Source organism: Pseudomonas iridis, assembly GCF_017980685.1.
GTDB lineage: Bacteria > Pseudomonadota > Gammaproteobacteria > Pseudomonadales > Pseudomonadaceae > Aquipseudomonas > Aquipseudomonas iridis.
Genome location: NZ_JACXXO010000003.1, coordinates 62,156 through 80,217 on the forward strand (window position 1 = coordinate 62,156; position 18,062 = coordinate 80,217).

Genomic DNA, 18,062 nt, shown 5'->3' on the forward strand with positions numbered 1-18,062 from the left:
CGTCCTTTTTAAAGACACTCATTGAATCCCTATGCGTGATCCAGCCCCTTCTGACACATCCAACAAGCGCGTCATTGTCGGCATGTCCGGCGGCGTGGACTCTTCCGTTTCCGCTCTCCTGCTGATCGAGCAGGGTTACGCGGTGGAAGGCCTGTTCATGAAGAACTGGGAAGAAGACGACGGAACGGAATACTGCACCGCCATGGACGATCTGGCGGATGCCCAGGCTGTCTGCGACAAGATCGGCATCAAGCTGCACACCGCCAACTTCGCTGCCGAGTACTGGGACAACGTGTTCGAGCACTTCCTGGCCGAATACAAGGCCGGGCGCACGCCGAACCCGGACATCCTGTGCAACCGCGAGATCAAGTTCAAGGCGTTCCTCGACTACGCCATGATGCTCGGTGCCGACCTGATCGCCACCGGCCACTACGTGCGCCGCCGCGACGTCGATGGCCGCACCGAGCTGCTCAAAGGCCTCGATGCCAACAAGGATCAAAGCTACTTCCTGCACGCCGTCGGCGGCGAACAGATCGCCAAGACCCTGTTCCCGGTCGGCGAACTGGAAAAACCTGAAGTCCGCGCAATTGCCGAGAAGTACGAACTGGCGACCGCCAAGAAGAAGGATTCCACTGGAATCTGCTTCATCGGCGAACGGCGCTTCAGCGACTTCCTCAAGCAGTACCTGCCGGCACAGCCGGGCGAGATCAAGACTACCGAAGGCGAAGTCATCGGCCGTCACCACGGTTTGATGTACCACACCATCGGTCAGCGTCAGGGCTTGGGCATCGGCGGTCTGAAAGATGCCGGCGATGAGCCGTGGTACGTGCTGCGCAAGGATCTGGACACCAACGAACTGATCGTCGGCCAGGGCAACAACCATCCGTGGCTGTTCTCCAGCGCCCTGCTCGCCTCGGAAATCTACTGGGTCAACCCTGTCGATCTGAGCCAGCCACGTCGCCTGACCGCCAAAGTGCGTTATCGCCAGAGCGATCAGGCCTGCACGCTGGAGCAGACTGCAACCGGCTACCGCGCCGTGTTCGATGAGCCGCAACGCGCGGTAACACCGGGCCAATCCGTGGTGTTCTACGACGGTGAAATCTGCCTCGGCGGCGGCGTGATCGAAGTCGCCGAGCCATGGAGCGGTCAGGCATGAGCCCGACTCAGGAGCAACTGACGGCGCTGGGCGGTGTATTTCTCGCCGCCGTGCTGGTCGACCGGATCGCCAAAAGCGGCCAGACCAGCGAAGCCGGCCTGACCTGCATGCTCGGCAGCCTGTTGGTACGCGACCCGAAAGACACGCTGGACGTGTACGGCGGCGACGACCTCAATCTGCGCGAAGGCTATCGCGCACTGATCGGCGCCCTTGAACGCGATCCGAGCACGTTGCAGCGCGAACCGTTGCGCTACGCCCTGTCGATGCTCGGTCTTGAGCGGCAACTGGCCAAGCGCGACGACATGCTTGATGCGATCGGCAAGCGTCTGCCGCAGATCCAGTCACAGGTCGAACATTTCGGCCCCGCGCACGAAAACGTCATTGCCGCCTGCGGCGCGCTGTATCAGGACACCCTGAGCACGCTGCGCCAACGCATTCAGGTGCACGGCGACATGCGCAACCTGCAACAGCCAAGCAATGCCTCGAAGATTCGTGCCCTGCTGCTCGCCGGGATTCGCTCGGCGCGCCTGTGGCGTCAGCTCGGCGGCCATCGCTGGCAGTTGGTGATCAGCCGACGCAAGCTGCTCAAAGAGTTGTATCCGCTGATGCGCAGCGAGTAAATCGCCTGCAACAAACGCTTTGAAGTCTGTAACGCGTAATACGCCGGTCAGTTGGCAACGGACCGGCGGATTTTTTCATGTATGATACGCGCCCCATTTCGTTGCCCGACTGTCCGAGAACACCCCATGCAGCTTTCTTCGCTCACTGCGGTTTCCCCTGTTGACGGCCGCTACGCCGGCAAAACCCAGGCCCTGCGCCCGATTTTCAGCGAGTACGGTCTGATCCGTGCCCGTGTTCTGGTTGAAGTGCGCTGGCTCCAGCGCCTGGCCGCCCACGCCGGTATTCCTGAAGTGCCAGCCTTCTCCGCCGAGGCCAACGCCGTTCTCAATGAACTGGCTGAAAACTTCTCGCTGGAGCACGCCGAGCGCGTCAAAGAGATCGAGCGCACCACCAACCACGACGTCAAGGCGATCGAATACCTGCTCAAAGAGCAAGCCGCCAAGCTGCCCGAACTGGCCGCCGTCAGCGAATTCATCCACTTTGCCTGCACCAGCGAGGACATCAACAACCTGTCCCACGCCCTGATGCTGCGCGAAGGCCGTGACGATGTAATGCTGCCGCTGATGCGTCAGACCTGCGACGCCATCCGCGAGCTGGCGATCCGTTTCGCCGACGTGCCGATGCTGTCGCGTACCCACGGCCAACCAGCCTCCCCGACCACTCTGGGCAAAGAGCTGGCGAACGTGGTTTACCGCCTCGAGCGTCAAATCGCTCAAGTCGCTGCCGTTCCGCTGCTGGGCAAGATCAACGGCGCGGTCGGCAACTACAACGCTCACCTGTCGGCCTACCCGCAGATCGACTGGGAAGCCAACGCCCGCGCCTTCATCGAAGACGAGCTGGGTCTGGGTTTCAACCCGTACACCACGCAGATCGAACCGCACGACTACATCGCCGAGCTGTTCGACGCCATTGCACGCTTCAACACTATTCTGATCGACTTCGACCGTGACATCTGGGGCTACATCTCCCTGGGTTATTTCAAGCAGCGCACCATCGCTGGCGAAATCGGTTCGTCGACCATGCCGCACAAGGTCAACCCGATCGACTTCGAAAACTCCGAAGGTAACCTGGGCATCGCCAACGCGCTGTTCCAGCACCTGGCGAGCAAACTGCCGATCTCCCGCTGGCAGCGCGACCTGACCGACTCCACCGTACTGCGTAACCTCGGTGTCGGCTTCGCCCACAGCGTGATCGCGTACGAAGCCAGCCTCAAAGGCATCAGCAAGCTTGAGCTGAATGCACAGAAAATCGCCGCTGATCTGGACGCTTGCTGGGAAGTTCTGGCTGAGCCAATCCAGACCGTGATGCGTCGCTACAACATCGAAAACCCGTACGAGAAGCTGAAAGAACTGACCCGCGGCAAGGGCATCAGCCCTGAAGCGTTGCAGACTTTCATCGACGGCCTGGACATGCCAGCCGAAGCGAAAGCCGAGCTGAAACAGCTGACCCCGGCCAACTACATCGGTAACGCTGTAGCGCAAGCCAAACGCATCTGATTGACCGCTTGACCCGTTTGAGACGCCCGGCCGCGCCGGGCGTTTTTATTCCCGTCTGAAAAGTGCTTTTTTTCAATAGGTTACATATGAATTCCGATATTCCTCTTCAACTTCTGGGCGGCCTCACGGCGCGCGAATTCCTGCGCGACTACTGGCAGAAAAAGCCACTGCTGATCCGTCAGGCGATTCCTGACTTCGAAAGCCCGATCGACGCCGACGAACTGGCCGGCCTGGCCCTGGAAGAAGAAGTTGAATCGCGCCTGGTGATCGAGCACGGCGAGCGCCCATGGGAGCTGCGCCGCGGCCCGTTCGCCGAAGACGAATTCAGCAAATTGCCGGAAAAAGAGTGGACCCTGCTCGTTCAGGCAGTCGACCAGTTCGTGCCGGAAGTCAGCGAGCTGCTGGAAAGCTTCCGCTTTCTGCCGAGCTGGCGCGTCGACGACGTGATGATCAGTTACGCCGCGCCAGGTGGCAGCGTTGGTCCGCACTTCGACAACTACGACGTGTTCCTGCTGCAAGGTCACGGCAAGCGCAACTGGAAAATCGGCCAGATGTGCGATTCCGAGAGCCCGCTGCTGCAACACGCAGACCTGCGCATCCTCGCTGAATTCGAACAGACTGAAGAGTGGGTTCTGGAACCGGGCGACATGCTTTACCTGCCGCCGCGCCTGGCCCATTGCGGCATCGCCGTGGATAACTGCATGACCTACTCGGTCGGCTTCCGCGCACCAAGCGCATCCGAAGTGCTGACCCACTTCACCGATTTCCTCAGCCAGTTCCTGACTGACGAAGAGCGCTACACCGATGCCGACGCGCAGCCAGCGGTCGATCCGCATCAGATTCAACACGACGCACTGGATCGCTTGAAGAGCCTGCTCGCCGAGCACATGAGCGACGAGCGTCTGCTGCTGACCTGGTTCGGCCAGTACATGACCGAGCCGCGCTACCCGGAACTGGTCGTCGGCCCGGAAGAAGTCGAAGAAGAAGACTTCCTCAGCGCCCTGCAGGATGGCGCCGTGCTGATCCGCAACCCAAGCGCACGCCTGGCGTGGTCGGAAGTCGATGACGATCTGCTGCTGTTCGCCAGCGGCCAGAGCCGTTACCTGCCGGGCAAACTGCGCGAGCTGCTGAAACTGATCTGCGCCGCCGATGCACTGCATGTCGACAACCTCGGCGAGTGGCTGAACGACGAAGACGGTCGTGGCCTGTTGTGCGAGCTGGTCAAGCAAGGGAGCCTGGGGTTCGCCGATGAATAAGATTCGCGTACGTGTCGCAGATTGGCAAAAGGACATCGCCGAGATCCGCCGCATTCGTGAGACGGTATTTATCGCTGAGCAATCGGTGCCACCTGAGCTGGAGTGGGACGCGGATGACGCAAGCGCGGTGCATTTTCTGGCCTTTGAAGGCGACTTTCCGATCGGCACTGCGCGCCTGCTGCCCGACGGGCACATCGGCCGGGTGTCGGTGCTCAAAGACTGGCGCGGCATGAAGGTCGGTGATGCGCTGATGCAAGCGGTCATCGCTGAAGCTGAAGCGCGCGGTCTGAAGCAGCAGATGCTCAGCGCTCAGGTGCAGGCTACGGCGTTTTATGAGCGCCTGGGCTTCAGCCTGGTTAGTGAGGAGTTCCTGGAAGCAGGGATTCCGCACGTCGATATGGTTCGCCATTCGGCTTAAAACAGAGGCGCAGCCTTCGCGAGCAGGCTCGTTTTCCCACAGGGAACTTCAGTGGACACAGATTTTGTGTCAGACAGAAAATCACTGTGGGAGCGAGCATTAGCTCGCGAAGAGGCCCTGAAGCACACCGTAAAACGCCCCGACATCCAACGATGCCGGGGCGTTTTGCTGTCTACGATTCAACTTGCCCCACCCCAGGCCGACAAACTGGCAATATCAAGCCTTTCGAAAGCGGAGATAACGGACATGTCCCTACGCACCCTGCTCACCACCCTGCTGCTCGGCTGCAGTTTTTCGGTGATGGCAGCCACAGAAGTCGTCCCCCTAAAGTTCCGCACCAGCGCCGACATGCTGCCGATGGCGCAAGACTTCATCGGCAAGGACGGCCAGGTCAGCGCCTATGGCAACCAGTTGATCGTCAAAGCCGAGCCGGACAAGATCGAGGAACTCAAGGCACTGATCACTCAGCTCGACACGGCGCCAAAACGCCTGCTGATCACCGTCGACACCAATGAAAACAACGGCCGTGGCGATGAAGGTTATTCGGTCAATGGTGCGCAGACCCGCATCATCAGCCGCAGCACCTCCAGCCGTGACGGCGGCGTCCAGCAAGTCCAGGCCACCGACGGCATGCCGGCGCTGATTCAGGTCGGCCAGAGCGTGCCGATCACCAGCAGCCAGAGCAACTCTTACGGCGATTACAGCAGCCAGACCGAGTACCGCAACGTCACCCAGGGTTTCTATGTCACCGCCAGCGTCACCGGCGACATCGTTCACCTGGCAATCACGACCAATCGTGACCGTATGAGCCAGGAACGTCCCGATGTAGTGAACGTGCAAAGTACCGACACAACCGTCAGCGGGCGTCTCGGCGAGTGGATCACTCTGGCCGGCGTGAATCGCCAGACTCAGGCCGACAAACAGGGCCTGGCCCGCAGCTACTCGACTCAAGGCCGGGATGACATGACCTTGAAGGTGAAAGTCGAAGCCTTGGACTAAACCACCGAAAATTGACTGATTAGTCGTATTAGACGAAAGATGTAGTGCGTGAAAAAAAGCACTACAAAACGTTTGACGAGGCAAACAAGCGAAGGCATGATGGCCTCGCTCCCGCTAATCAGAGGCCCTGGCAAGGGTCTTCGAAGCGATGTTCGCATCTACCCCGCGAACCGCTTCGTGTCTGTACCGCCCACAAGGCGTGTTTGACGAGGTTGCCGACTGGAACGAAGTTGTCCCGAGGGACGGAAGCGTAATTAGGTAACCCGGCTTCACGCTGTAGTTCGTACAAAGGCCCACGACGCCCGAATGCGCCCGCAGTCCGCCCTTACCTGCTCACTTCCCCTCGAGCCCATCGTTCATCCCGTCGCCTACCCCGCCGAATCCGACTTGACCGCCTAAGCTTCTGGTCAGCGAGCGCAGGAATTTTCCACCGCAGAACAACTTTTCATAAAAGACGCGACGAGGTTTATCTCCATGGCACTGACACGCGAACAGCAAATTGCAGCCCTCGAAAAAGACTGGGCTGAAAACCCGCGCTGGAAAGGCGTGACCCGCGCTTACTCCGCTGCTGACGTCGTCCGCCTGCGTGGCTCGGTTCAACCTGAGCACACTTTTGCAAAACTCGGCGCCGAGAAACTGTGGAACCTGGTCACCCAGGGTGCCAAGCCGTCCTTCCGTCCAGACAAAGATTTCGTCAACTGCATGGGCGCCCTGACCGGCGGCCAGGCTGTTCAGCAGGTCAAGGCCGGTATCCAGGCCATTTACCTGTCCGGCTGGCAAGTCGCTGCGGACAACAACTCCGCAGAATCGATGTACCCGGACCAGTCGCTGTACCCGGTGGACTCGGTTCCAACCGTGGTCAAGCGCATCAACAATTCGTTCCGTCGTGCTGACCAGATCCAGTGGAAAGCCGGCAAAGGCCCGGGCGACGAAGGCTACATCGACTACTTCGCACCGATCGTGGCTGACGCCGAAGCCGGTTTCGGCGGCGTGCTGAACGCTTACGAGCTAATGAAGAGCATGATCGAAGCAGGCGCCGCCGGCGTTCACTTCGAAGACCAACTGGCTTCCGTGAAAAAATGCGGCCACATGGGCGGCAAAGTACTGGTTCCTACCCAGGAAGCCGTACAGAAGCTGACCGCTGCACGTCTGGCTGCTGACGTTGCCGGTACACCGACCATCATTCTGGCGCGTACCGATGCGAACGCTGCTGACCTGCTGACTTCCGATTGCGACCCGTACGACCAGCCTTTCGTGACTGGCGAGCGCACTCAGGAAGGTTTCTACAAGGTTCGTGCCGGTCTGGACCAGGCAATCGCCCGTGGCCTGGCTTACGCACCGTACGCCGACCTGATCTGGTGCGAAACCGCCAAGCCGGATCTGGACGAAGCCCGTCGTTTTGCTGAAGCGATCAAAAAGGAATACCCGGACCAACTGCTGTCGTACAACTGCTCGCCTTCCTTCAACTGGAAGAAAAACCTGGACGACGCGACCATCGCCAAGTTCCAGCGCGAACTGTCCGCCATGGGCTACAAGCACCAGTTCATTACCCTGGCCGGCATTCACAACATGTGGCACAGCATGTTCAACCTGGCGCACGACTACGCCCGCAACGACATGACCGCCTACGTGAAGCTGCAAGAGCAGGAATTCGCTGACGCCTCCAAGGGTTACACCTTCGTGGCGCACCAGCAGGAAGTGGGCACCGGCTACTTCGACGACATGACCACCGTGATTCAAGGTGGCACGTCTTCGGTAACCGCGCTGACCGGTTCGACCGAAGAAGAACAGTTCCACTGATCGACTTCACTGAGTAAACGGCCGTTGCGCAACGATTAAAAGCTAACCGCAGCGCTGCACATCTGACGCCCCGACTGGTTCGGGGCGTTTTTTTTCGCCTGCGATTCCGCAAACGCCACAAACCTCTTGTGGGAGCGAGCCTGCTCGCTCCCACAGGTGTCGTTTTCAGCCTGCAAGACAAAACATTGATCCAGATCGGCATCCACGCCAGGAAAATCAGCTAAAACGGACGCCGCCGCTACTTGCAGTAATGGGTATATAAGACAACTTCCCAACGACTGCGCCGCTAAATAGTTACAAAACCATCCCAAACGATATTAATTATCATTCAGCCACAACTATGTTCGTTACATCCACGACAAAACATTATTCATTGAAACCCGGCTAATGCCCGCAACGCATAGGCCTCAGGGCATTCGAGGTGCGCTATGTCCTTATTCCAATAAATAATTTCGCTATAGGAATTTTACTTGCTGGGTGTTTAGCCATAAAATCAGCGCGATTGATTGCTGCGACATATCGTCACTGCCTATTTCTTTATCAAGCTCAGAGACCTTTGCTCTCTGTTAAGGATTACCAGCATGCCCGAAGCGACAGGACTCATGGCCCACAACTGGGGCTTTGCCATTTTCCTTTTGGGTGTCGTCGGCCTGTGTGCCTTCATGCTTGGTGTCTCCAGCCTCCTCGGGTCAAAAGCCTGGGGCCGCAGCAAAAACGAACCGTTCGAGTCGGGCATGCTACCTACCGGTGGCGCCCGCTTGCGGCTCTCAGCCAAATTCTATCTGGTCGCGATGCTCTTCGTGATCTTCGATATCGAAGCCCTCTTTCTCTTTGCCTGGTCTGTGTCCGTCCGCGAAAGCGGCTGGACCGGATTCGTCGAAGCTCTCGTTTTCATAGCAATTCTGTTGGCAGGTCTTGTCTACCTGTTCCGAGTGGGCGCCCTTGACTGGGCTCCGGAAGCTCGTCGCAAGCGGCAGGCGAAGCTGAAACAATGAGGCTTTGGCAATGCAATACAATCTCACCAGGATCGACCCCGATGCTCCTAACGATCAGTACCCGATCGGCGAACGGGAAACCGTTTCCGATCCGTTAGAGGATCAAGTTCACAAAAACATTTTCATGGGCAAGCTCGAAGACGTGCTGAGTGGCGCGGTCAACTGGGGACGTAAAAACTCCCTGTGGCCGTACAACTTCGGCCTGTCGTGCTGCTACGTGGAAATGACCACCGCCTTCACGGCGCCCCACGACATCGCGCGCTTTGGCGCCGAAGTTATCCGGGCATCGCCGCGTCAGGCCGACTTCATGGTTATCGCCGGTACCTGCTTCATCAAGATGGCGCCGATCATTCAGCGTCTCTATGAGCAAATGCTCGAACCGAAATGGGTTATCTCCATGGGTTCGTGCGCCAACTCCGGCGGCATGTACGACATCTACTCTGTGGTTCAAGGGGTGGACAAGTTCCTGCCGGTGGACGTCTACGTACCTGGCTGCCCGCCCCGTCCAGAAGCATTTCTGCAAGGCTTGATGCTGTTGCAGGAATCGATTGGCAAGGAGCGTCGCCCGCTTTCCTGGGTCGTTGGTGATCAAGGCGTTTATCGCGCCGACATGCCTTCGCAGAAGGAACAGCGCCGCGAACAGCGAATCGCAGTGACCAACCTGCGCAGCCCTGACGAAGTCTGATCCAGATCTGTTCTTACCAAGAAACGAGAAGCTGGCTTCATTCTTTACGTTGACCGAAAGCGAAAAAATAACCATGACTACAGGCAGCGCTCTGTACATCCCGCCTTATAAGGCAGACGACCAGGATGTGGTCGTTGAATTGAACAACCGTTTTGGCCCAGAGGCGTTCACCGCCCAGCCAACCCGCACCGGCATGCCGGTGCTGTGGGTGGCGCGTGCCAGACTCGTCGAAGTCCTGACTTTCCTGCGCAACCTGCCCAAGCCGTACGTCATGCTCTATGACCTGCACGGCGTGGACGAGCGTCTGCGCACCAAGCGTCAAGGGCTGCCATCGGACGCCGAGTTCACCGTGTTCTATCACCTCATGTCGCTTGAGCGTAATAGTGACGTGATGATCAAGGTCGCCTTGTCCGAAAGCGACCTGAGCTTGCCGACCGTCACCAGCATCTGGCCGAACGCCAACTGGTACGAGCGTGAAGTCTGGGACATGTACGGCATCGACTTCAAAGGCCACCCGCACCTGTCGCGCATCATGATGCCGCCGACCTGGGAAGGTCACCCGCTACGCAAGGACTTCCCGGCGCGCGCCACCGAATTCGATCCGTACAGCCTCAACCTCGCCAAGCAACAGCTTGAGGAAGAAGCCGCGCGCTTCCGTCCTGAAGACTGGGGCATGAAGCGTTCCGGTGTGAACGAGGACTACATGTTCCTCAACCTGGGCCCGAACCACCCTTCGGCTCACGGTGCCTTCCGGATCATTCTGCAACTGGACGGTGAAGAAATCGTCGACTGCGTTCCGGACATCGGTTATCACCACCGTGGCGCCGAGAAGATGGCCGAGCGTCAGTCCTGGCACAGCTTCATCCCGTACACCGACCGTATCGACTACCTCGGCGGCGTGATGAACAACCTGCCGTACGTGCTCTCGGTCGAGAAGCTGGCCGGCATCAAGGTGCCCGAGAAGGTCGACGTCATCCGCATCATGATGGCCGAGTTCTTCCGGATCACCAGCCACCTGCTGTTCCTGGGTACTTACATCCAGGACGTTGGCGCGATGACGCCGGTGTTCTTCACTTTCACCGACCGCCAGAAGGCGTACACGGTGATCGAAGCCATTACCGGTTTCCGTCTGCACCCGGCCTGGTATCGCATCGGTGGCGTTGCCCACGACCTGCCGCGCGGTTGGGAAAAACTGGTGAAAGACTTCGTTGAATGGCTGCCAAAACGCCTCGACGAATACACCAAGGCTGCCCTGCAGAACAGCATCCTCAAGGGTCGTACCATCGGCGTTGCCGCCTACAACACCAAAGAGGCCCTGGAATGGGGCGTCACTGGTGCCGGCCTGCGTTCGACCGGTTGCGATTTCGACCTGCGTAAAGCGCGTCCGTACTCGGGCTACGAGAACTTCGAGTTCGAAGTGCCACTGGCCGCCAACGGCGATGCCTACGACCGCTGCATGGTGCGCGTTGAAGAAATGCGCCAGAGCATCAAGATCATCGACCAGTGCATGCGCAACATGCCGGAAGGCCCGTACAAGGCGGATCACCCGCTGACCACGCCGCCACCGAAAGAGCGCACGCTGCAGCACATCGAAACCTTGATCACGCACTTCCTGCAAGTTTCGTGGGGCCCGGTCATGCCGGCCAACGAATCCTTCCAGATGATCGAAGCGACCAAGGGCATCAACAGTTATTACCTGACGAGCGACGGCGGCACCATGAGCTACCGTACCCGGATCCGCACTCCAAGCTTCCCGCATCTGCAACAGATCCCTTCGGTGATCAAAGGCAGCATGGTCGCGGACTTGATTGCGTACCTGGGTAGTATCGACTTCGTTATGGCCGACGTGGACCGCTAAGCATGAACAGCACGCTTATCCAGACAGACCGTTTCACCTTGAGTGAAACCGAGCGCTCGGCCATCGAGCACGAGCTGCATCACTACGAAGACCCGCGCGCGGCGTCGATCGAAGCCCTGAAGATCGTTCAGAAAGAACGTGGCTGGGTGCCGGATGGCGCCCTGTACGCCATCGGCGAGATGCTCGGCATCCCGGCCAGCGACGTTGAAGGTGTTGCGACGTTCTACAGCCAGATCTTCCGTCAGCCCGTCGGCCGTCACATCATTCGCGTCTGCGACAGCATGGTCTGCTACATCGGCGGCCACGAGTCGGTGGTCAGCGAAATCCAGAACAATCTGGGCATCGGCCTGGGTCAGACCACCACCGACGGTCGTTTCACCCTGCTGCCTGTCTGCTGCCTCGGCAACTGCGACAAGGCACCGGCGCTGATGATCGACGACGACACCTTTGGTGATGTGCAGCCAGCCGGCGTCGCCAAACTGCTCGAGGGCTACGTATGACCCTGACATCTTTCGGTCCTGCCAACCGCATTCAGCGGTCGGCCGAGACTCACCCCCTGACCTGGCGTCTGCGTGACGACGGCGAGGCCGTGTGGCTCGACGAGTACCAGGCCAAGAACGGTTACGCCGCAGCGCGCAAAGCCTTCGCCGACATGAGCCAGGACGACATCGTCCAGACCGTGAAAGACGCAGGCCTCAAAGGTCGCGGCGGTGCAGGCTTCCCCACGGGCGTCAAGTGGGGCCTGATGCCCAAGGACGAATCCATCAACATCCGCTACCTGCTGTGCAACGCGGATGAAATGGAGCCGAACACCTGGAAAGACCGCATGCTGATGGAGCAACTGCCCCATCTGCTGATCGAAGGCATGCTGATCAGCGCGCGTGCGCTGAAAACCTACCGTGGCTACATCTTCCTGCGTGGCGAGTACACCACCGCCGCCAAGCACCTCAACCGTGCCGTGGAAGAAGCCAAGGCGGCTGGCCTGCTGGGCAAGAACATTCTGGGCAGCGGGTTTGATTTCGAGCTGTTCGTCCACACTGGCGCCGGGCGTTACATCTGCGGTGAAGAAACCGCACTGATCAACTCCCTCGAAGGCCGCCGCGCCAACCCGCGCTCCAAGCCGCCCTTCCCTGCCGCCGTCGGCGTCTGGGGCAAGCCGACTTGCGTGAACAACGTCGAAACCCTGTGCAACGTGCCGGCAATCATTGCCGACGGCGTTGACTGGTACAAATCGTTGGCCCGCGAAGGCTCTGAAGACATGGGTACCAAGCTCATGGGCTTCTCCGGCAAGGTCAAGAATCCGGGTCTGTGGGAATTGCCATTCGGCGTCACCGGTCGCGAGTTGTTCGAAGACTACGCCGGCGGCATGCGCGACGGTTTCAAACTCAAGGCCTGGCAGCCAGGCGGGGCCGGTACCGGTTTCCTCCTGCCAGAACACCTCGACGCACAAATGTACGCCGGCGGCATTGCCAAAGTAGGCACCCGTATGGGTACCGGTCTGGCCATGGCGGTGGATGACAGCGTCAACATGGTCTCGCTGCTGCGCAACATGGAGCAGTTCTTCGCCCGCGAATCCTGCGGTTTCTGCACCCCGTGCCGCGATGGTTTGCCATGGAGCGTCAAGCTCTTGATGGCCATCGAACAGGGCAAGGGTCAGCCAGGCGACATCGAGACCCTGCTGGGTCTGGTCGGTTTCCTCGGCCCGGGCAAAACCTTCTGTGCTCACGCACCGGGTGCCGTGGAGCCGTTGGGCAGTGCCATCAAATACTTCCGTCCAGAGTTCGAAGCCGGTATCGCGCCTGCAAGCGCCGCCGTCCCGCCTCTGGCAAGGCCGATCGTAATCGGCGCGTAAACGCTTAAAAGGCGAAGGGTCCGTGCCCTTCGCCTTTCGTCCGATGACGCCTTTCGGGGCTGACTGGATTCGGACGGATAACAAGATTCCATTAGCCACGCCCGCTGACACCGGGCCAACGAAGACCTTTGAACCATGGCCACTATCCACGTAGACGGCAAAGCGCTCGAAGTCGACGGGGCAGACAACCTGTTACAGGCATGTCTGTCGCTGGGCCTCGACATTCCATATTTCTGCTGGCACCCCGCGCTAGGTAGCGTCGGGGCCTGCCGCCAGTGCGCGGTCAAGCAGTACACCGACGAGAACGACACCCGTGGTCGCATCGTCATGTCCTGCATGACGCCCGCCACCGACAACACCTGGATCTCCATCGACGATGATGAGTCCAAGGCATTCCGCGCCAGTGTTGTCGAATGGCTGATGACCAACCACCCGCACGACTGCCCAGTCTGTGAGGAAGGCGGTCACTGCCACCTGCAAGACATGACAGTGATGACCGGCCACAACGAGCGCCGTTATCGCTTCACCAAACGTACTCACCAGAATCAGCAACTGGGCCCGTTCATTTCCCACGAAATGAACCGCTGCATCGCTTGCTACCGCTGCGTGCGTTTCTATAAAGACTACGCTGGCGGCACCGACCTCGGTGTGTTCGGTGCCCACGACAACGTGTACTTCGGTCGCGTCGAAGATGGCACCCTCGAAAGCGAGTTCTCCGGCAACCTCACCGAGGTCTGCCCGACCGGTGTGTTTACCGACAAGACTCACTCCGAGCGCTACAACCGCAAGTGGGACATGCAGTTCTCGCCGAGCATCTGCCATGGCTGCTCGAGCGGTTGCAACATCTCCCCGGGCGAGCGTTACGGCGAACTGCGTCGCATCGAAAACCGTTTCAACGGTTCGGTGAACCAATACTTCCTGTGCGACCGTGGCCGTTTCGGTTATGGCTACGTCAACCGCACCGACCGTCCACGTCAGCCGCTGCTGGCCGACGGCACCAAGCTGAGCCTCGACGCTGCGCTGGATAAAGCCGCCGATCTGCTGCGCGGTCGCAACATTGTCGGTATCGGTTCGCCGCGTGCCAGCCTCGAAAGCAACTACGCGTTGCGTGAACTGGTAGGCGCCGAACACTTCTACTCGGGTATCGAAGCGTCCGAACTGGAACGCATCCGTCTGGTTCTGCAAGTGCTCAATGACAGCCCGCTGCCAGTGCCGAACATGCGCGACATCGAAGACCACGACGCCATCTTCGTGCTCGGTGAAGACCTGACCCAGACCGCCGCCCGTATGGCGTTGTCGCTGCGTCAGTCGGTCAAGGGCAAAGCCGAAGAAATGGCCGACGCCATGCGCGTCCAGCCATGGCTCGATGCCGCGGTGAAGAACATCGGTCAGCACGCGCTGAACCCGCTGTTCATTGCCAGCCTGGCTGAAACCAAGCTCGACGACATCGCCGAAGAATGCGTTCACGCAGCTCCGGACGATCTGGCGCGCATCGGTTTTGCTGTGGCTCACGCGCTGGACGCCAGCGCACCGGCTGTTGAAGGCCTGGACGCTGAAGCACTGGAACTGGCCAAGCGCATCGCTGATGCCCTGCTCGCCGCCAAGCGTCCACTGATCATCGCCGGTACTTCGCTGGGTTCCAAAGCGCTGATTGAGGCTGCTGCCAATATCGCGAAGGCTCTGAAGCTGCGTGAGAAGAACGGTTCCATCAGCCTGATCGTGCCGGAAGCCAACAGCCTCGGCTTGGCGATGCTCGGTGGCGAATCGGTTGATGCTGCGCTGCAAGCAGTGATTGATGGCAAGGCCGACGCTATCGTCGTGCTGGAAAACGATCTCTACACCCGCACCGCCAAAGACAAGGTCGATGCAGGCCTGAACGCCGCGAAAGTGGTGATCGTCGCTGACCATCAGAAAACCGCTACCAGTGATCGCGCGCATCTGGTTCTGCCAGCCGCGAGCTTTGCTGAAGGCGACGGTACGCTGGTCAGCCAGGAAGGTCGCGCCCAGCGTTTCTTCCAGGTTTTCGATCCGCAATACCTGGACGCGAGCATTCTGGTGCACGAAGGCTGGCGCTGGCTGCACGCCCTGCGCGCCACCCTGCTGAATCAGCCAATCGACTGGACGCAACTCGACCACGTCACCGCTGCCGTTGCTTCGAGCACCGCGCAACTGGCGCGAATCGTCGACGCTGCGCCGTCCGCTGCGTTCCGCATCAAGGGTCTGAAACTGGCGCGTGAGCCGCTGCGTTATTCCGGTCGCACCGCGATGCGCGCCGACATCAGCGTTCACGAACCACGCACCCCGCAAGACAAAGACACCGCGTTCGCCTTCTCCATGGAAGGTTACTCGGGCTCTGCCGAACCGCGTCAGCAAGTGCCGTTTGCCTGGTCGCCGGGCTGGAACTCGCCGCAAGCCTGGAACAAGTTCCAGGACGAAGTCGGTGGTCACCTGCGCGCTGGCGATCCGGGCACCCGCCTGATCGAAAGCACTGGCGATTCGCTGAACTGGTTCGCTGCCGCGCCGCGTGCGTTCAACCCGATGCCGGGTACCTGGCAAGCCGTGCCGTTCTTCCACCTGTTCGGCAGCGAAGAAACCTCTTCGAAAGCCGCTCCGGTTCAGGAACGCATTCCGGCGGCTTACGTTGCACTGGCCAAGTCCGAAGCGGATCGCCTGGGCGTCAACGAAGGTGCGCTGCTGAGCCTGAACGTGGCCGGTCAGACCCTGCGTCTGCCGCTGCGCATCAATGAAGAACTGGGCGCAGGTCTGGTGGCATTGCCTGCGGGCATCGCCGGCATTCCACCGGCATTCGCCGGCGTATCCGTCGACGGTCTGCAGGAGGCAGCGCAATGACCTGGTTCACCCCTGAAGTGATCGATGTGATCCTGACGGTCGTCAAAGCCATCGTGATTCTGCTGGCCGTTGTGGTCGCGGGCGCGTTGCTCAGCTTTGTCGAGCGTCGCCTGCTGGGCTGGTGGCAGGACCGTTACGGTCCGAACCGCGTTGGTCCGTTTGGTATGTTCCAGATCGCCGCCGACATGCTGAAGATGTTCTTCAAGGAAGACTGGACGCCACCGTTTGCCGACAAGGTGATTTTCACCCTGGCACCGGTTGTGGCCATGTCGGCCTTGCTGATTGCGTTCGCGATCATCCCGATCACCCCGACCTGGGGTGTCGCGGACCTGAATATCGGCCTGCTGTTCTTCTTCGCCATGGCCGGTCTGTCGGTCTACGCGGTGCTGTTCGCCGGCTGGTCGAGTAACAACAAGTTCGCCCTGCTGGGTGCCTTGCGTGCCTCGGCGCAGACCGTGTCCTACGAAGTGTTCATGGGCCTGGCCCTGATGGGCATCGTGGTGCAGGTCGGCTCGTTCAACATGCGCGACATCGTCGAGTACCAGGCGCAGAACCTGTGGTTCATCATTCCGCAGTTCTTCGGCTTCTGTACCTTCTTCATCGCTGGCGTCGCCGTGACTCACCGTCACCCGTTCGACCAGCCGGAAGCGGAACAGGAACTGGCTGACGGTTACCACATTGAATACGCCGGCATGAAATGGGGCATGTTCTTCGTTGGCGAATACATCGGCATCATCTTGATCTCGGCGCTGCTGGTCACCCTGTTCTTCGGTGGCTGGCACGGTCCGTTCGGCATCCTGCCGCAACTGTCGTTCCTGTGGTTCGCACTGAAGACCGCGTTCTTCATCATGCTGTTCATCCTGCTGCGCGCCTCTATCCCGCGTCCGCGTTATGACCAGGTGATGGACTTCAGCTGGAAGTTCTGCCTGCCACTGACCCTGATCAATTTGCTGGTGACCGCTGCGGTTGTGTTGTTGAACACGCCCGCGGTTGCGGTTCAGTGAGGATTTGACCCATGTTCAAATATATTGGCGACATCGTTAAGGGTACCGGTACCCAGTTGCGCAGCCTGGTCATGGTCTTCGGCCATGGCTTTCGCAAGCGCGACACACTGCAATACCCGGAAGAAGCGGTCTACCTGCCACCACGCTACCGTGGTCGCATCGTCCTGACCCGCGACCCCGATGGCGAAGAACGCTGCGTAGCCTGCAACCTGTGCGCCGTGGCGTGCCCGGTGGGTTGCATCTCGCTGCAGAAAGCTGAAACCGAAGACGGTCGCTGGTACCCGGACTTCTTCCGTATCAACTTCTCGCGCTGCATTTTCTGCGGCCTCTGCGAGGAAGCCTGTCCGACCACCGCAATCCAGTTGACTCCGGATTTCGAGATGGCCGAGTTCAAACGTCAGGACCTGGTGTACGAGAAAGAAGATCTGCTGATCTCCGGCCCCGGCAAAAACCCTGATTACAACTTCTATCGTGTTGCAGGTATGGCAATCGCTGGCAAGCCGAAAGGCTCTGCACAGAACGAAGCCGAACCGATCAACGTGAAGAGCTTGCTGCCTTAAGGAAGAACGATGGAATTCGCTTTCTATTTCGCATCGGGTATCGCTGTCGTGGCCACGCTACGTGTGGTCACCAACACCAACCCTGTGCACGCCCTGCTCTACCTGATCATCTCGTTGATCGCCGTGGCCATGACCTTCTTCGCCCTCGGCGCACCATTCGCCGGTGTGCTGGAAGTGATCGCCTACGCTGGCGCCATCATGGTGCTGTTCGTGTTCGTGGTGATGATGCTCAACCTCGGCCCCGCCGCGGTTCAGCAGGAACGCGTCTGGCTCAAGCCCGGCATCTGGGCCGGGCCGGTGATTCTCGCCGGCCTGCTGCTGGCCGAATTGCTGTATGTGCTGTTCGCTCACCAGAGCGGCCAGGCCATCGGCCACACCACCGTCGATGCAAAAGCCGTGGGCATCAGCCTGTTCGGCCCGTATCTGCTGGTGGTCGAACTCGCCTCGATGCTGCTGCTTGCCGCAGCCGTCACGGCGTTCCATTTGGGCCGCAACGAGGCGACGGAGTAACT

Annotated in this window: 16 protein-coding genes; all 16 read left to right on the forward strand. The window is 59.7% G+C overall.

What is annotated here, in order from left to right; genetic code table 11:
* Positions 1-31: 31 nt before the first annotated feature.
* The 16 genes from mnmA (at position 32) to nuoJ (ending at position 18,060) form a co-directional block, all read left to right on the forward strand.
* Positions 32-1,156 (forward strand): tRNA 2-thiouridine(34) synthase MnmA, encoded by a 1,125-nt coding sequence (gene mnmA, locus IEQ42_RS07960; RefSeq protein WP_210703139.1) that lies wholly within the window; start codon positions 32-34, stop codon positions 1,154-1,156.
* A complete protein-coding gene (hflD, locus tag IEQ42_RS07965; RefSeq protein ID WP_042559860.1) occupies positions 1,153-1,776 on the forward strand; it encodes a high frequency lysogenization protein HflD in 624 nt (207 codons plus the stop codon). The genes mnmA and hflD overlap by 4 nt, the downstream gene beginning before the upstream one ends.
* 126 nt (positions 1,777-1,902) lie before the next feature.
* Positions 1,903-3,273 carry an adenylosuccinate lyase gene (purB, locus tag IEQ42_RS07970; RefSeq protein ID WP_210703140.1) on the forward strand — a complete coding sequence of 457 codons (1,371 nt, stop codon included), beginning with the start codon at positions 1,903-1,905 and terminating at the stop codon, positions 3,271-3,273.
* An 86-nt stretch (positions 3,274-3,359) separates the two neighbouring features.
* Positions 3,360-4,529 carry a ribosomal protein uL16 3-hydroxylase gene (locus tag IEQ42_RS07975; RefSeq protein WP_210703141.1) on the forward strand — a complete coding sequence of 390 codons (1,170 nt, stop codon included), beginning with the start codon at positions 3,360-3,362 and terminating at the stop codon, positions 4,527-4,529.
* Positions 4,522-4,947 (forward strand): GNAT family N-acetyltransferase, encoded by a 426-nt coding sequence (locus IEQ42_RS07980; RefSeq protein WP_042559863.1) that lies wholly within the window; start codon positions 4,522-4,524, stop codon positions 4,945-4,947. The genes IEQ42_RS07975 and IEQ42_RS07980 overlap by 8 nt, the downstream gene beginning before the upstream one ends.
* A 246-nt stretch (positions 4,948-5,193) precedes the next feature.
* Positions 5,194-5,946: a secretin N-terminal domain-containing protein gene (locus tag IEQ42_RS07985; RefSeq protein WP_210703142.1), complete on the forward strand. Its 753-nt coding sequence runs from the start codon at positions 5,194-5,196 to the stop codon at positions 5,944-5,946.
* Positions 5,947-6,420: 474 nt separating this feature from the next.
* On the forward strand, positions 6,421-7,746 hold the full coding sequence (aceA, locus tag IEQ42_RS07990; protein ID WP_010458877.1) for an isocitrate lyase: 1,326 nt from the start codon (positions 6,421-6,423) through the stop codon (positions 7,744-7,746).
* 581 nt (positions 7,747-8,327) lie between these two features.
* Entirely contained in the window at positions 8,328-8,741 is a 414-nt protein-coding gene (locus tag IEQ42_RS07995) for an NADH-quinone oxidoreductase subunit A (RefSeq protein WP_003223812.1), read from the forward strand.
* 10 nt (positions 8,742-8,751) lie between these two features.
* The gene (locus IEQ42_RS08000; RefSeq protein WP_042559865.1) at positions 8,752-9,426 is read left to right on the forward strand and encodes a NuoB/complex I 20 kDa subunit family protein; all 675 of its coding nucleotides are present in this window, start codon (positions 8,752-8,754) and stop codon (positions 9,424-9,426) included.
* A 73-nt stretch (positions 9,427-9,499) separates the two neighbouring features.
* The gene (gene nuoC, locus IEQ42_RS08005) at positions 9,500-11,284 is read left to right on the forward strand and encodes an NADH-quinone oxidoreductase subunit C/D (RefSeq protein WP_047302093.1); all 1,785 of its coding nucleotides are present in this window, start codon (positions 9,500-9,502) and stop codon (positions 11,282-11,284) included.
* Between the two features lie 2 nt (positions 11,285-11,286).
* Positions 11,287-11,784, forward strand: coding sequence for an NADH-quinone oxidoreductase subunit NuoE (nuoE, locus tag IEQ42_RS08010; RefSeq protein ID WP_042559867.1), 498 nt, complete (start codon positions 11,287-11,289; stop codon positions 11,782-11,784).
* Positions 11,781-13,136 carry an NADH-quinone oxidoreductase subunit NuoF gene (nuoF, locus tag IEQ42_RS08015; RefSeq protein ID WP_042559868.1) on the forward strand — a complete coding sequence of 452 codons (1,356 nt, stop codon included), beginning with the start codon at positions 11,781-11,783 and terminating at the stop codon, positions 13,134-13,136. Before nuoE ends, nuoF begins: the two co-directional genes overlap by 4 nt.
* Before the next feature lie 135 nt (positions 13,137-13,271).
* A complete protein-coding gene (gene nuoG, locus IEQ42_RS08020; protein WP_210703143.1) occupies positions 13,272-15,986 on the forward strand; it encodes an NADH-quinone oxidoreductase subunit NuoG in 2,715 nt (904 codons plus the stop codon).
* Positions 15,983-16,990: an NADH-quinone oxidoreductase subunit NuoH gene (nuoH, locus tag IEQ42_RS08025; RefSeq protein ID WP_042559870.1), complete on the forward strand. Its 1,008-nt coding sequence runs from the start codon at positions 15,983-15,985 to the stop codon at positions 16,988-16,990. The genes nuoG and nuoH overlap by 4 nt, the downstream gene beginning before the upstream one ends.
* Before the next feature lie 11 nt (positions 16,991-17,001).
* Positions 17,002-17,550, forward strand: coding sequence for an NADH-quinone oxidoreductase subunit NuoI (gene nuoI, locus IEQ42_RS08030; RefSeq protein ID WP_007920177.1), 549 nt, complete (start codon positions 17,002-17,004; stop codon positions 17,548-17,550).
* A 9-nt stretch (positions 17,551-17,559) separates the two neighbouring features.
* A complete protein-coding gene (gene nuoJ, locus IEQ42_RS08035; RefSeq protein WP_042559872.1) occupies positions 17,560-18,060 on the forward strand; it encodes an NADH-quinone oxidoreductase subunit J in 501 nt (166 codons plus the stop codon).
* The last annotated feature ends 2 nt before the right edge of the window (positions 18,061-18,062 follow it).